This window comes from Haladaptatus halobius, assembly GCF_020618475.1.
Taxonomy (GTDB): Archaea; Halobacteriota; Halobacteria; order Halobacteriales; family Haladaptataceae; genus Haladaptatus; species Haladaptatus halobius.
In genome coordinates, this window is record NZ_CP085335.1 from 2,489,803 (window position 1) to 2,504,232 (window position 14,430).

At 63.5% G+C, this 14,430-nt stretch carries 16 protein-coding genes; 5 read left to right on the plus strand and 11 right to left on the minus strand.

Annotated elements, in window-relative coordinates:
- Positions 1–18: 18 nt before the first annotated feature.
- Together LIW51_RS14600 and LIW51_RS14605 are read left to right on the plus strand one after the other, a co-directional pair.
- Positions 19–555, plus strand: coding sequence for a hypothetical protein (locus LIW51_RS14600; protein WP_227374832.1), 537 nt, complete (start codon positions 19–21; stop codon positions 553–555).
- 114 nt (positions 556–669) lie between these two features.
- A complete protein-coding gene (locus tag LIW51_RS14605; protein WP_227374833.1) occupies positions 670–1,464 on the plus strand; it encodes an aldo/keto reductase in 795 nt (264 codons plus the stop codon).
- Between the two features lie 24 nt (positions 1,465–1,488).
- Here LIW51_RS14605 and LIW51_RS14610 read toward each other — a convergent pair whose 3' ends face one another.
- Positions 1,489–2,400, minus strand: a complete 912-nt coding sequence (locus LIW51_RS14610) for a DUF4832 domain-containing protein (RefSeq protein ID WP_227374834.1) — start codon at positions 2,398–2,400, stop codon at positions 1,489–1,491.
- Positions 2,401–2,587: 187 nt separating this feature from the next.
- Between LIW51_RS14610 and LIW51_RS14615 the strand changes: the two genes are divergently transcribed.
- On the plus strand, positions 2,588–2,947 hold the full coding sequence (locus LIW51_RS14615) for a DCC1-like thiol-disulfide oxidoreductase family protein (protein ID WP_227374835.1): 360 nt from the start codon (positions 2,588–2,590) through the stop codon (positions 2,945–2,947).
- A 17-nt stretch (positions 2,948–2,964) separates the two neighbouring features.
- On the opposite strand, the gene LIW51_RS14620 is transcribed toward LIW51_RS14615, so the two are convergent.
- The 6 genes from LIW51_RS14620 to LIW51_RS14645 all read right to left on the minus strand — a co-directional run bounded on the left by LIW51_RS14620 (position 2,965) and on the right by LIW51_RS14645 (position 8,993).
- Complete coding sequence (locus LIW51_RS14620; RefSeq protein WP_227374836.1) at positions 2,965–3,417, minus strand: MOSC domain-containing protein; 453 nt, start codon at positions 3,415–3,417, stop codon at positions 2,965–2,967.
- 64 nt (positions 3,418–3,481) lie between these two features.
- Positions 3,482–4,411 (minus strand): phosphotransferase family protein, encoded by a 930-nt coding sequence (locus tag LIW51_RS14625; protein WP_227374837.1) that lies wholly within the window; start codon positions 4,409–4,411, stop codon positions 3,482–3,484.
- A 136-nt stretch (positions 4,412–4,547) separates the two neighbouring features.
- Entirely contained in the window at positions 4,548–5,711 is a 1,164-nt protein-coding gene (locus LIW51_RS14630; RefSeq protein WP_227374838.1) for an acyl-CoA dehydrogenase family protein, read from the minus strand.
- A 189-nt stretch (positions 5,712–5,900) separates the two neighbouring features.
- A complete protein-coding gene (locus LIW51_RS14635) occupies positions 5,901–6,320 on the minus strand; it encodes a DUF7344 domain-containing protein (RefSeq protein ID WP_227374839.1) in 420 nt (139 codons plus the stop codon).
- Between the two features lie 92 nt (positions 6,321–6,412).
- Positions 6,413–7,093, minus strand: a complete 681-nt coding sequence (locus LIW51_RS14640; protein ID WP_227374840.1) for a type 1 glutamine amidotransferase — start codon at positions 7,091–7,093, stop codon at positions 6,413–6,415.
- Between the two features lie 547 nt (positions 7,094–7,640).
- Complete coding sequence (locus LIW51_RS14645) at positions 7,641–8,993, minus strand: class I adenylate-forming enzyme family protein (RefSeq protein WP_227374841.1); 1,353 nt, start codon at positions 8,991–8,993, stop codon at positions 7,641–7,643.
- 153 nt (positions 8,994–9,146) lie between these two features.
- Between LIW51_RS14645 and LIW51_RS14650 the strand changes: the two genes are divergently transcribed.
- On the plus strand, positions 9,147–9,302 hold the full coding sequence (locus tag LIW51_RS14650; protein WP_227374842.1) for a hypothetical protein: 156 nt from the start codon (positions 9,147–9,149) through the stop codon (positions 9,300–9,302).
- Positions 9,303–9,369: 67 nt separating this feature from the next.
- Here the strand turns inward: LIW51_RS14650 and LIW51_RS14655 are convergent, their stop codons facing one another.
- Positions 9,370–10,164 carry an alpha/beta fold hydrolase gene (locus LIW51_RS14655; protein WP_227374843.1) on the minus strand — a complete coding sequence of 265 codons (795 nt, stop codon included), beginning with the start codon at positions 10,162–10,164 and terminating at the stop codon, positions 9,370–9,372.
- Positions 10,165–10,312: 148 nt separating this feature from the next.
- Between LIW51_RS14655 and LIW51_RS14660 the strand changes: the two genes are divergently transcribed.
- Positions 10,313–12,493, plus strand: coding sequence for an ATP-dependent DNA helicase (locus LIW51_RS14660; RefSeq protein ID WP_368411741.1), 2,181 nt, complete (start codon positions 10,313–10,315; stop codon positions 12,491–12,493).
- A gap of 15 nt (positions 12,494–12,508) precedes the next feature.
- Here the strand turns inward: LIW51_RS14660 and LIW51_RS14665 are convergent, their stop codons facing one another.
- From LIW51_RS14665 to LIW51_RS14675, 3 genes are read right to left on the minus strand one after another with little or no spacing between them, the layout of a single operon-like run.
- The gene (locus LIW51_RS14665; RefSeq protein ID WP_227374844.1) at positions 12,509–13,009 is read right to left on the minus strand and encodes a 2'-5' RNA ligase family protein; all 501 of its coding nucleotides are present in this window, start codon (positions 13,007–13,009) and stop codon (positions 12,509–12,511) included.
- A gap of 39 nt (positions 13,010–13,048) precedes the next feature.
- The gene (locus tag LIW51_RS14670) at positions 13,049–13,711 is read right to left on the minus strand and encodes a hypothetical protein (protein WP_227374845.1); all 663 of its coding nucleotides are present in this window, start codon (positions 13,709–13,711) and stop codon (positions 13,049–13,051) included.
- Positions 13,648–14,154: a hypothetical protein gene (locus LIW51_RS14675; protein ID WP_227374846.1), complete on the minus strand. Its 507-nt coding sequence runs from the start codon at positions 14,152–14,154 to the stop codon at positions 13,648–13,650. The genes LIW51_RS14670 and LIW51_RS14675 overlap by 64 nt, the downstream gene beginning before the upstream one ends.
- Positions 14,155–14,430: the final 276 nt, after the last annotated feature.

Consider the following 14,430-nt stretch of genomic DNA (forward strand, 5'->3'; position numbering starts at 1 on the left):
TCCGACGCAGGAATGCGTGTGGAGAAAGTCGCCGTCGAGGAAGTCGAACGGTTCGTGAGCGCGGCGTCGCGCTGGCAGTCGGCGCATCGTAGGAGAGCGAGCGGGGCGAGCGCCTGCGCGACTGCCCCGAGTGCGGCGAACGCGACACTGGATGCGAATGGCCGACGACGAGGATATCATCGAGGTGTACCGTCTCTCCTGCGAGACGGTGACCAGAACGATGGAGTGACGAGAAACCGACGATACGCTGCGCCCGAGTTCCACCCGAAACGATACCCTTCGCCCGCGAAAACCAGTTGCACGCGAAACGGAACTCCCGGAAAACCAATTCGTAACTTCTCCACCCGAAAGGGAGGGGTTCGACAACGAGTCACAAAGTCACCGCCACCGTCGGGATACGCGTCCGAGGAGAGGTCGTTTCAACTCGCAAATCGAAACGGGCGAGTTCGCGCCGGATATGGATTCGACGGGGTAACTCGAACCCCCCTCGTTTCATCTGCACGAGAAGATCCGGCGATACGGGTCGGGAGTTCGAACCGAGGGCGACGGGGGTAGCAAGTCGGATTCGACCGCCGGACGGATCAACCGACGAGATCGCTCCGTCCCGAAATCTACCCGCGTTCGTCCGCGACACCGACCTTTTTCGCCCTTCCGCTCCTCGGTGGCGACATGACAGGGATTCCGTCACCCGGACTGGGCACTTCCGGCAACGATGATTTCGAGCGATGCGCCGAGACCGTCCAAACCGCGCTCAAACTGGGCTACCGACACGTCGATACGGCGCAGATGTACGAGAACGAGGCGGCGGTCGGCACGGGCATCGCTCGCGCCGACGTACCCCGCCGCGAGGTGTTTCTCGCGACGAAAATCCTCCCCGATAACCTCGCGCACGACGACGCGCTCGCAACCGCGGTCGAGAGCCTCGACCGACTCGGCGTGGAGTATGTCGATCTGCTCTACGTCCACTGGCCCATGCGCGCCTACGACGCCGCGGACACGCTTCCAGCCTTCGACCGCCTCTGCGACGAAGGAAAAACCCGCAACGTCGCGGTGAGCAACTTCACGCCCGACCTGCTGGACGAAGCACGGGAGGTTCTCGACGCGCCCGTCGTCGCCAACCAAGTCGAGATGCACCCGCTCTTTCAGCAGGCGGAACTCCGGTCTTACGCCGAAGAACACGACATCGTGCTCGTCGCGTACGCGCCTCTCATGAGGGGCGACGCCGACGACGTGCCCGAACTCTGCGAGATAGCCGAGAAACACGACGCGACGCCGACGCAGGTCAGTCTCGCGTGGCTCCACCGGAAGGAGAACGTCATCCCCATCCCGAAATCCACGGGCGAAGACCACCTTCGAGAGAATCTCGCCGTCCCCGAACTCGATCCCGAGGACGTGGCGGCGATCGACGCTTTCGACCGCGAAGAGCGCCTCGTCAACCCGAACGAGGCCCCGTGGAATCGATAACGTCGCCACGGGTTGTTCGACCGATCAGGGACGCCACTGCGCCGTCCACGAACCGGTTCCGTCGCTCCCCTTCCATTCGACCGCGAGGTCGCTCGCGGAGCGGTCGGCGGAGATGCCGTAGGCTAACCAGCCGCTGTTGCTCCCGCCGGGTTCGACCTCTCGACGTCCAAACCGCTCTAACTCGTACCGGCCGTGTTCCTTGGCGATATCGGCGGGTGCTTCCCGTCTATCGCCGACAAGCAGACGGAAGCTATCCGCTTTCGGTAGTGGTTGGCCCATCCGGAATCGGTTTTCGGCGTAAAGGGTGACGAACGCCCACTGTCGACCGCTACTGGCGTTCACGTCTACCTTCCGACCGTTCTCCCGGACGTACTGGTAGTTGTCCGTCAGAACGATATCTCGAACCGTGACCGCCATCTCCATCGGACTGATGTACGTTTCGCCGACCGAGAGACGTTCGCCGACGAATTCGACGGTGAACGCCTTCCCGAGGTTCGCTATCCGATAGGTCACCGTGGCGACGTACGGGTAGGAGAGTTTCGTCGACCACGTCGTCGTCTTTCCCGGTTCGATCTCCTTCGTCTCGATGGTGCCGGACTGTTGGGAACCTCCTCCGCTCCCCTCCACCCGAATCGGCGACCGAAACGCTGCTGGACTGCGACCGCGGTTCTCGACGGTGAGTTCGAGCGTGAACTGCTCGCCCATGGTGACTCGGTCGGGCACGTTCGCCGAGACGAGTTCGAAGCCGCTCTTCGTGGTCGTCCCGCCCTCCCCGGCGGCTTTCCCCCCGTTCGAGGTCGTCTCACCCGACCCCTTCGTCTTCGTCTTCGGAACCTCCCCATTTCCGCTATCTTTCGGTCCGGAACCGGCACAACCCGCCAAGACCCCCCCGACGAGCACTGCTCCGGACGCCGTCAGAAATCTTCTACGGCGCATGGGTAATTTATCTACGAATAAGTAAATAAAGTCTCTGTAAGACGTTCGTTTCCTGATATCTACGGTATGCGTTCCGACCGGTGGTCGGTGGATGGTGATTCCCGCTACCGAAATCATGCACCGTCGATGCCGAAGAAACGTGCCGTCGGTTCGAAGAGGGTATCCGAATCGGTCACCTAGCGAGCGTGTGTCCCGACATTCGCCCCGACTCGTGTACGACGACGACTGCGGTTTCTGCACGTGGTCCGCGGAGTACGCCGACGCCCACGGCGACTTCGAACTCGTGGGCTTCTCGGAACTCACGCCCGACCAGCGCGCTCGCCTTCCCTCGGAGTACGAGCAGTGCGCTCACCTCCTCACCGACGACCGGGTGTACTCCTGCGGCGAGGCGACCGAAGAGGTGCTCGCACAACTCGACTCCCCGGAACGCTCCGCCGTCGCGCTGTTCCGTCTTCTGCCTGATTCGACCCGCGCCCGCATCCGCGAACACATCTACCGCTGGGCCGCCGACCGGCGCGCGTGGTGGGGGAAATTCCGCAGTCGATAGATTCGGCTACAACACCGCTACAGCGATTCGACGATGTCCCCGACTCGAATCGCACCGTCTTCCACGATGGCGGCGCGAAGCCCGCCGCGATGCACTAGCGCGGAGAGCGTCCCCTCCTGCGTCAGCGACTCCAGATGCGAGCACGGTTCGCAGAGTTCGACACCCTCGCAGACCGCCTCCCCGACCCTGAACCGCTCGCCGACGAGGTGGTTCAGAGCGACGTCGCGGGTCGTCACGTTCCGCCGATGGACACCCGGTTCCAGCGAGATGCCGGACTCCCGCTCGATGGCGGAGAGCGTCTCGGATTCGATGAGCGTGATGTCGTCGCCCGAGAACGTCCCCTGGTCGCTGAAGTAGCGGTCGCCGCGAAGGCCTCGTCCCGCGACCGCTTCGACTTCCTTGACCGCCTCCGTCCGGGCTTCCGCTTCCCGCGCGACGTGAATCGCCTCGACTTCGCCGGTTCCGACCATGCATCCCGGTTGCCGGCCGTCGTTATAAAATCGCGGACGGTGGCGGTTTGGTCAGCGGTCGTCGCTACCATTCCTCCTGCAGCGAGTGGATGGTATTGTACACGTAATCTCGGAAGAAAGCCGCCGTTCGGGCCGCTTCCTGTCCAGTCTGCTGACGTTGAAGGAAGAGCGACCGAAAGTACGAAACCGTGTTGACCATCCAATACACCTTTCGCCGCCGGTCGAATCCGTCCGGAAGCGAACGAACTGATTCGTAGCCCGCACGAAACGACTCGGCTAGCGCCTCACCCGATCGGTTCGAGCCCGCGAATAGGGGAAGGGCCGTCCGCCAGTAATCGTACTCGCCGAGGGCGGCCAGCGCGTGTTCGAAGTCGATAACGCACGTCACCCCGTCACCGTCGGTTCCCACATGTTCAGGTAGGTAGTTGCCGTGACAGAGAACGGGATCGCCCGCTCCGTCGAACAGGCCCGGATGCTCGCGGACGAACGCGAGCGCGTCGGCGGCCACGTCATCGTAGCCAAACGATTCGAGAAAGTCGCGCCGGTCGGCGAGTTCCTCGCCGACCGTTTCGTGCCACGTCTCGTCGGCGTTGAGCGCGAGGTCACCGTCGTCGTTCTGAAGGAATCCCGTCGCCTCGAAGGCCATTTCGTCGTGAAGCATCGCCATGCCAGCGCCCAAGCGATGGGCGCGCGCTTCGTCGAGCGTCCTGTCCTCGGGAACTCCCTCGTCCCACTCCGCGACGAAGTAGTCGTCCCCGACCGCGAGGACGTGCGGCACCGGAACCGACGTGTTCCTTTCGAGGAACTGCATGGCTCTCGCCTCCATCGCCGGGTCGCCCTCGTCGCTCCTCGTCCGTTTGCAGACCGCGCGTTCGCCGTCCACCCGAACTTCGTGCGTGACGTGCGGCGGTACGTCGTGCAGTTTCCGGACGACTTGGTATCGTTCTACGTGCTGTGCGAGTCTCTCGCGTGCGGCGCGTTCGTCTTCTTTCATGATTTCGTCGCGTCACGTGCGACGACCGGCCGAGACGACGGCCCGGTTCGAGCGCGGGCGCTGTCGCTCCGACCGAAAGGATGGACAGGAAGGAATTCGAGAGAAGTATATTTAAATATTACGTCAGTTCAGTCGTCTATTCGAAGGCGGCAATTCCCGTCAAATCCTGCCCCAAGACGAGCGTGTGGATGTCGTGGGTGCCCTCGTAGGTGTACACCGTCTCCATGTTCGCCATGTGGCGCATCGGCGAGTAGTCCGTCGTGATGCCGTTTCCGCCGAGCATCTCGCGGGCGACGCGGGCTTGGTCGCGGGCCATCCGGACGTTGTTTCGCTTCGCCATCGAGACGTGCTGCGGGCGCATGTCGCCGCGCTCTTTCAGCTCTGCGAGGCGGTGTGCGAGCAATTGCGCGATCGTGATCTGAGTCGCCATCTCGGCCAGTTTCTCCTGTTGGATTTGGAAGCGCGCGATGGGGCCGCCGAACTGGTCGCGCTCCGTGGCGTACTCGCGGGCCGTCTCAAAGCAGTCGCGGGCCGCGCCGACTGCACCCCACGCGATACCGAACCGGGCTTGGGTGAGACACGACAAGGGGCCTTTCATCCCTTCGACGCCCGGAAGCACCGCGTTCTCGGGAACCGAGACGTTCTGGAGACCGATCTCGCCCGTGACGGACGCGCGCAACGAGAGCTTCTCGGTGATCTTGTTCGTCGTCACGCCGTCGCGGTCGGTCTCCACGAGAAAACCACGCACTGGATTATCTTCGGCGGAGCGGTCACGCGCCCAGACGACCGCCACGTCCGCGATGGGCGAGTTGGTGATCCACGTCTTTGACCCGTTGAGCACGTACTCGTCGCCGACCCTTTCGGCGTACGTTTCCATCCCCGACGGGTTCGAGCCGTGTTCGGGTTCAGTGAGGCCGAAACAGCCCACCGCCGTCCCCTCGCCGAGGGCGGGAAGCCACTTTTCTTTCTGCTCCTCGGAGCCGAAGGCGTGGATGGGATACATCACGAGCGCGCCCTGCACGCTCGCCATCGAGCGCAGGCCGGAGTCGCACGCCTCCAACTCCTGCATCAGCAGACCGTAGGCCGTCTCGCTCAGCCCCGGCAGGCCGTACCCGTCGAGGTTCGGCGCGTAGAAGCCGAGTTTCCCCATTTCGGGGATGATATCCTCCGGAAACGTCCCCGCCTCGAAGTGGTCGCCGATGTCGGGCGTGACGTGTTCCTCGACGAACTCGCGGGCGGTGTCCCGCACCATCCGCTCTTCCTGTCCGAGGTCGGCCTCCAGTTCCACGTAATCGAGCATGGGAAACTCTCCGGAGGGGAGGCTAAAAAGCGCTCCTACTCCTGACGCGCAACTGCCGACGACTGGCTTCAATCGTGGATAGAGGACATCGGTTACTACTCCCCGGTCGACAGCGTGGAAGAAGTGCTCTAACGAACCCGTGCTGCAGTCTGCACTAACCGCCTCGCGTCACCGTCCGGAAAATCTCGATCAGTCGTCTTTCGGTACCGCGTCGTCTCGCGCCACCGCGATATCGAGGTACGCGTCCGCCTGTTCGGCGTGAACGCCCTTGTCCACGAGTTCTCGCTCCTCGTCGTACTGGACGAGTCCGGCCATCGCAAGCTTCGGGAGTTGCGTGTGCTGGAGCGACATGGAGACGTTGTGGCGGTGCTCGTCGGAGACGAGGTCGATGGACTTGTCCGTCTCCCACGCGGCGACGGTGTCCACGATATCCGCAAGCGTCACCGGCGTCTCTTCGCTCCGCAGACGGTGGAGGATGTAGCGACTCCGACGGGATGCGAGTGCGTTGAACAGAGCGTCCTGTGAAAGCGGAGGGACGTTGGCACTCGGGCCATCGGGCGAAGCGGAAGCGTGAGACGAGTTCTCATCGTCGGTCGTCCGGTCTGACATGAAGTATCACCACGCCCCCGATGGGGGTGACTCTGGTGGTTAAGTATTCAGGTTATTTATGCCAATGTCGACGGTATACCGTCTCTTCTCCGTCATTTCTCCACGCTGATAACGTGGTCGGTGAAGTTCTCGAAGACGAGTTTCGCTTCGGCGGCCGCGGCGTAGTTCTCGTCGTTGATACCGTCTAACACCCGCTGAAGGTGCTCTTCGGGGAGGTCTTTGCCGAGAGTGACCGCCTCGGCGGTGGCCATATCGTATTCGGGGTGGAACTGCACGCCGAACACATTCTCCTTCCGGAAGGCATGGTTGGAGTAGTCGTTCTCCGCGAGCGACGTCGCCCCCGGCGGGAGTTCGACGACCTCGTCGGAGTGGGTCGTAAACGCGACGAATCGGTCGCCGATACCGTCGAACAGGGGCGACTCGCCGGAGTGTTCGACCTCGCGATAGCCGATCTCGTACTCGCCCATGTCGCGGACTTCGCCGCCGAGAACGTCCGCCAGCAGTTGGTGGCCGTAACAGATACCCAACATGGGCATCCCGGTTTCGGCCGCTTCCCGAACCCACTCTTTGAGCGGCGGAATCCACTCGTCGTCCCAGTAGACCGACGCCCGCGACCCGGAGACGACCGCGGCGTCGAAGTCGAAGTTGTCGGGGAGATGACCGTCGGTGGCGTCGAACTCGACGAGTTCCGCGTCGAGTTCGCGCCGGAAGTTCCGCCGCGTATTTGCGTCGCTATGCGCGGCATTTAAAAACGCGATTCGTGGCCGACTCATTCGTACCACTACTAGTAACTCGAACCGTCAAGTGAGTTTCGCTACCGGGAATTTCGCCCGCGCTTTCGCTCTTCACCTCCGCGTTCCTCCACCGCCGATTTTCGCCTCGTCATCCCTTCTCTACCGCTTCTCGTTTCCGTTTCGGCCGGGCGTCGCTGCCCGGAGAGCACGAGTAGGAGTCCGACGCCGACGCCGCCGCCGAGCAGGAGGTACTTCAGAATCCACTCGCCATCAGGAGCGTCGTCTCTCTCCGCGAGTCTGACGACGTAGTAGTTCCCGCCCCGGCGAACGCGTACCGTTCGTCGGTTCGATACCCGTCGTCGGTGAATTCGATGCTGACTCGCTCGTACCGATACGTCGGTTCGCCGAGGTGGAGTGCACCGACGTACAGCGGACTGAGGAGTAGCAGGACACCGAGCGCGACCGAAATGGTTCCCTTCGCGTCCGAGAATCGTCGTATAGCCCTACATTTTCCACGTCCAATAAATGCTTTCCTCGCCCGACGGCCGGTTTTTCGGATGGCCGTCGTCGAACCGCTCGCCGCTCGCTACCCGCCGAATCGCTTGCGTAGTTCGCCTCGGTCGAGTTCGCCGGTCGCGCGTCGGGGAAGCGAGGCGACCAGTTCGACCGCGCGCGGCACCTCGTGGGGCGCGAGTCGCTCCTCCGCGAACTCTCGGAGTTCGCCGGGCGCGACGTCGCCGACGATCACCGCCTTCGGCGCGGTTCCTCCGGTCTCCGAGGCGGTTTCGATGACGCCCGCCGCCTGAACCCCGGAGTGCGACTCGAGGACGGTTTCTATCGCCTGTGGGTGAACTCGCTCCCCCGCGCTCTCGAACGGTTCGTCTGACCGCCCGACGAAGACGTAGCCCCCGTCCGACTGGCGAAACAGGTCGCCGGTCGGAATCCACTCGCCGAACTCCTCGCCGCCGAGGTAGCCGCTCGCGGCGGCCGGGCTTCGAACGGAGAGTTCGCCCGTCTCGCCTTCGACCCGAACGTCACAGTCGGGGAGCGGTCTGCCGACGCGCTCGTCGCTCGGCGTCCCGCGAAGGACGTTCGGGCCGGTCTCCGGGCGACCGTACGCACGAACGATCGGAATCGGGAACGCCTCGCGCACGTCCGGCGGCACGCGGGCGCGCGTCGCCAGCCAGTCGAGCGACGAGAGCTCCGCGTCGGCGTCCGCGTCGGCCAGTTCGCGGAACTCAGTCGGCCCGGCGTCGAAGCAAGTCACCCCGTGGCGCTCGATGGCGGCTAGCGCGCTCTCAGGGTCGAACGCGCGCCGGAGGACGACGCTCCCGCCGACGGTGAGCAGCGGGAGGACGAACCGAAGCAGGCAGTCGGGAAGCGACAGCGGGAGGGGGGCTAGAGCGCGGTCGTCCCTCCCGAGTCCCCAGCCCGAGACGGCAGCGATGCAGTTCCGTTCGACGGCCCGGCCGGACAGGCGAACAACTTCCGCACCGCCCTCGATGTGAAAGAGGAGGCTATCGTCGCCTCGCTCCGGTTCGACCGGCTCGTAGTCGTCGGGGTCGACGTGCTCGAACTCCTCGAACGAGTTGGTGTCCTCGAAGGGCCGCACGAGGTCTCGTTGCGCTGATTCGTGCACCACCAGTTCGGGGTCAATTCGCTCCACCGGACGCGAGATAGTCGCGGGCGTCAGCCGGTGCGAGACGGGTGCGAACACGCCGCCGACCTGCCGGGTGGCGAACAGCAACACGAGCACTTCGACGCGGTTTCGAGAGACTATGACCACTCGGTCTCCGGACTCGACGCCGAGCGCCGCGAGTCGCCCCGCCGCGGACTCGACCCGCCGGGCGAGTTCGGCGTACGAGACGGTCTCCTCGCCGTCCACGATCGCCGTTCGGTCACTCCAGAGGTCGGCGTATCGCGCCAGTAGCAGCGACATACCTTCTGCTGGAACGTGCACGGTGTTAGCAGTTCTGCACTCGGCGAAGGGTTTCGGAATCGTCAGCGACTCCGTAATCCGGTTCGGTGCTATCATCCTATATAAGATACATTGATAAGCAAGGCGACGTTTGATGTTAGACGATTCCCCACGATGGCCACCAAAGACGAAGACGAGCGCGAACGAGTAGTGGAGGGCGAACAAGCGCCGGAGGATGAACAAGCGTTAGGGGAGTGTGAACGGTGCGGCGAGTCGGTCTTGAGCGTCTACATCGAAAACGGCGTCTGTCCGCAGTGTCGAGGCGAGTGATCGACGAATCGGCGGTACGCCGCGGAACGCTTCTACCCCCAACTCTCATCGGCGAGTTACGAGTATCTTAGCTGCGTTCGTCCGCGTGCGCTTCGAGGAACGCGAGCAGTTCGTCGTTGACCTCCTTCGACCGCTCGACGTGGACGAGGTGCGGAGCATCCTCGAACTCCCGCAGGTCGGCGCGAGGTAACCCCTCGGCCAGCGCCCGGCCACCTTCGACCGGAAACACGCGGTCTGCGGTGCCGTGAAGGACCAGCGTCGGCGTCGTAATCTCGTACAATCGGTCGCTCACGTCGAAGGAATCGACCGCCGCGAACTGTGCTCGCTGAGCGGGCAGCGCCGCGTCGTCCGCGAGTCGCCACTCCACGACCTCCTCCAATCCGGCCTCGAACATCTCGCGGCTCACGACCGGACGAAGCGACTTGCGGAGCGCCTCGGGAGTTTTCTCGGCGAGCAGTCGGTCGCGCACGTCGGGGGACGTCCCGAACCGCGACCCGCCAGGGGACGTGCCGACGAGGGTCAACGTCTTCGCCCGCGAGTGCTTGATGGCGTACCGAAGCGCGATCATCCCGCCCAGTCCCGCGCCGACGAGGTGAGCTTTCCTCGCGCCGTGGTCGGACAGCACCGCGTTCAAATCGCCGGCCATCTCTCCGACCGTGTACGAACCGTCTGGGGCGTCCGAGCGCCCCGTTCCTCGATTGTCCCACACCAGCGACTCGAACGGCCCGGCGACGGCGGCGTGTTGCCAGCCCCACTGCCATGCGCCGTAGCCCACATCACCGACGAAGGCGACCGTGTCGTGACCGGCCGGGCCGTCCACCTCGTAGTAGAGCGAGACACCGTCGTGTTCAACGGATGGCATTCCGGCGAGAGCTACGGGGCGCGGGTGTTTCAAATCGTTCGTTTCGACGCTCTCGAGACGACTCCGCGAGAACCGACGCGACGAGGGCAGTCGGCGTATCTCTCACGTAGGCAAGGGTTTTTGAACTAAGACGCGAATATCCCGTATCGTGTCGACAACGAACGAGTACATGCGGTTCTTTCCCTACGACGCTCCCTACGACAACCAGCAGGAGGCGATGGATCGCATCTACAACGGACTGTCGCGCGGGCAGGACGTGGTCTTCGAAGGTGCCTGCGGGACGGGTAAAACCCTCTCCTCGCTCGTGCCCGCGCTGGAGTACGCCCGTGAGGAGGACAAAACGGTGGTCATAACGACCAACGTCCACCAGCAGATGCGCCAGTTCGTCACGGAAGCGCGCGAGATAACCCGAAAGGAACCCCTGCGCGCCGTCGTCTTCCGAGGGAAGGGGTCGATGTGCCACATCGACGTGGATTATCAGGAGTGTCAGGTGCTCCGGGACAATACCTACGAGGTCGTCGATACGGAGCGCGACAAGCAGGAACTCGAACGGCGCCAGAGCGAACTCCTGGAGGAGATGCAGGAGGGCGATTCTGACGCCGCGGACGCCCGAAGCGCCATCATGGACGAACTCGAGCAGATAGCGGAGGAGGTCGAAAATCTCCGAGAGACCAACATCTGCGAACACTACTACAACAATCTCACGGAAGATACTGGCGAGTTCTATCAGTGGCTCTACGACGACGTGCGCACGCCAGACGACATCTACGAGTACGCCGACCAGCGCACGCTGTGCGGCTACGAACTGCTGAAAGACGGCATGGAAGGCGTCGATCTGGTCGTCTGCAACTACCACCACCTGCTCGACCCGACCATCCGCGAGCAGTTCTTCCGGTGGTTGGGCCGCGACCCGGAGGACGTCATCACCATCTTCGACGAGGCGCACAACATCGAGGGGACGGCCCGCGACCACGCCTCCCGAACGTTGACCGAGAACACCGTCGACAGCGCGCTGGACGAGCTACAGGAGAGCGACGATTTCCGGAGCGAGTCGGGCTACAACGTGCTCGCCGCGTTCCAGCGCGCGCTGAAGACGACCTACGAGGACTCGTTCGGCTTCGGCGAGCGCGAGCAGGTCAACGAGAACTGGCGCGACGTGTCGATCGCGAACGACGACAAGCGCGACGACCTCACCCTCAACTTCCTACAGGAGTACACGGGCAAGGGCATCGACGCGGAACTGGACGACGCGCTGGCGCTCGGCAAGGAACTCGACCAGCAGTACGAGGAAGCGTACAAGGAAGGCACCGCGACGACGCGAAAGGAGTGTCAGACGCTTCGGGCCGCGCAGTTCGTCAAATCCTACATGGACGAGGGGGCCGAACTCGGCCAGTATCCCGTCGTCGCGGTTCGGCGCGACGACAGGACGGACGAGGTGTACGGACGCGCGGAACTCTACACCTGCATCCCGCGGGAAGTGACGAAAGCCCTCTTCGACGAAGTGTACGCGACCGTGTTGATGAGCGCGACGCTCCGTCCGTTCGACGTGTTGTCGGACGTGCTCGGTCTCACCGAACCGGTGACGCTGGCGTACGGACTCCAGTTCCCGGAGGAGAACCGCCGCACCTTCGCCGTCGAGACGCCCGCGCTCTTCGCCAGCGAGCGCGGCAACCCCGAGACGCAGGAGACCATCGCGGGTGTGCTGAGCGACACCGTCCGGTTCACCGCCGGAAACACGCTCGTCTTCTTCCCGAGCTACGCGGAGGCGGAGCGCTACCGCGACCTCGTGGACGCTCGAATCGACGAGAACCTCTACTTCGACGAGGCCGGAACCCCCGTGGAAGAACTCCGCCAGCGGTTCACGGCAGACGACGACGGCGTCCTCTTCACCTCGCTCTGGGGGACGCTGGCGGAAGGCGTGAGCTTCGACGGCGACGACGCGCGAACCGTGGTCGTGGTCGGCGTCCCGTACCCCCATCTCGACGACCGGATGGATGCGGTACAGGACGCCTACGACAGGGTGTTCGCCGACCGCTCCGGGCGGGATTCGGGCTGGGAGTACGCCGTCGAGATTCCGACGATTCGGAAGACGCGACAGGCCCTCGGGCGCGTGATTCGCTCGCCGGAGGATTTCGGGATTCGCGTCCTCCTCGATAAACGCTACACCGCGAACAGCGTCCGGGAGATGGGCAAGTACAGCGTCCGAGAGACGTTCCCACCGGAGGAGCGCGAGGAGATGATAGATATCGTGCCGGAGAAGCTCAAGTTCGCCATGCTGAACTTCTTCACCGACGAGGGGGCGTGGGACGGCGAACCGCCGACGCCCTGAGAACGGTGAGAAGTATCAAGCCGGGAGCGAGATCGTCGCGGCGGGTTCTTCGTAGGTCGCGTCCCAGAGCTGCAGTCGCGTGACGTTCCACGCGACGGGGTCGACGTCGCGCTCGGCGAGTCGCCGGGCCACGTCGAGGCTCCCACCGCGAGCCAGCGTCACGTGCGGGACGTAGTCCTCGCCTTCCAGCCCCTCGATGCGGTCGAATTCAGCGACCAGTTCGCGGTGGAGTGCCCGCAAGCCGGGACTCTCGACGGCGAGGTAGACGACGGGGCCTGCTCCACGAGCGGGATGTTCGAAGTAGTCGAGGCCGGAGATGCGCGCTTCGAACGCCGGTTCGCCGACGAGCGCGGTTCGAACCCGCATCTCCAGTCGGTCGTAGTTGCCGTGGTTGCCGAACCGTTTGACGACGAGCGTGCGCCGGTTGCGCACGGTGTCGAACCGGTGGAGCGATGGTCGCAACTCTTCGGCGAGTCGGGCGACCTCGCCCGGAACGGGAACGTTGAGGCTGTACACCGTTCGTTGTGAGAGACCGAAGGGGTATGAGCGTGACGCTTAGCTTTCGTCGCTACTCCGCGATCCTCGGACGATTCTCACCGACCGGTCGCCGTCGGCGCTCTCGAAACTAATCCACTTCCACTCGAACGGAGACCCTATCGATTCGTTCGTCGGCGGACGGCGTTCGCTAATTCGGATTTCGCCATCGGTCAACCCGTTTCCGGTCTGGTCGCCGATATCCGCGAGGGAGAGGTACGCAATATCGCCGGGTTCGAGCAGTTCCGAAAATTCGATCCTGTCCGCGATGCTCACCGAGTCGTTAGCGACGAACACGATTCCCTTAGCGCCCGCCGAAACGACCGCACTACCGGTGTTTTCGACGGCGATGGTACTGGATTCGTGGATCACGCTCACCCGCGGAACACGGCGAGTCCACTCCGGTTTCGTCGGCGGGGAGTCCGTTTCGGAGAATCGATACGAGAAATCGACCGTGGTCGGCCGGGAATCGGTTATGCGGAGTGTTCCGGAGAGTTCGTGGACGAGTCCTCGTTCGTCGACGAACGCGGTCGCCGAGAGGGACTTCACCCCCGGCAGTTCTGTGTGACTTGCCGCTCTGTACCGATACAGCGTAGTCCCGTTTCGAACCGTCGTTCCGTTCAGACGAAATCCGAACTCGTGAGCACCCGTTCCATCCGGGTATCGTTCTCGATGGGTTCCCAAAACGGATGCGTCGAGTCGGCGACGTAATAGTACTCGTCGTCGTCCCGTAGAACGCGCAACATCGTGGTATCGTTCGTCAGATAGCTCCGATAGGGGGTACCAACTCCGTGCAGCGCCGGTATGTCACCTCGCCCGCGCATTCGAACTCGACCGTCCCCGACGTATGCGACGAGGGTCGAGTTCGCCCACTCCAGTGGGCCGGTGCTGTGATTCGGTCCGATGCGAACCTCCTTCCGGTAATTTGTTTCCGCGAGCGCGGATTCGTGGGAGGAGAGCAGTCGCTCCGCGTCGAATATCCACTCGGTGTTTGCGCCGGGCGGCGGATTCGGCGTCGGCTGGGGATTCGTCTTCGGGTTCGGTGACTGTTCCAGCCACGAGAGATAATCCGCACAGCCCGCGGACACGACGAGGAGGGCGAACAAAAGAGCGGGGAGTCGTCGCATTCCGTAAAGTTTCGGTCGGCAGACGATAAGTTCTAGCCAGCAGAAGCGAATCGTTGGCAACCCTTGCCGCGCCGAAAGCTTTTATACGTCTTACGCCGGAAAGATTCGGTAATGTCGCGGACTCGCGCCACCCGGGTTCTCCCCACGGCGAGCGGCGAGTCCATCTCCTTCTGCCCGCGACGACGACCGGGGCTTTTCTAGCCCCACTAATCCCAATTCCCCCTCGACTCTTCGTTCGTTCAACGCGGCACTCACGTGTTACTAACTGGCCTTTAG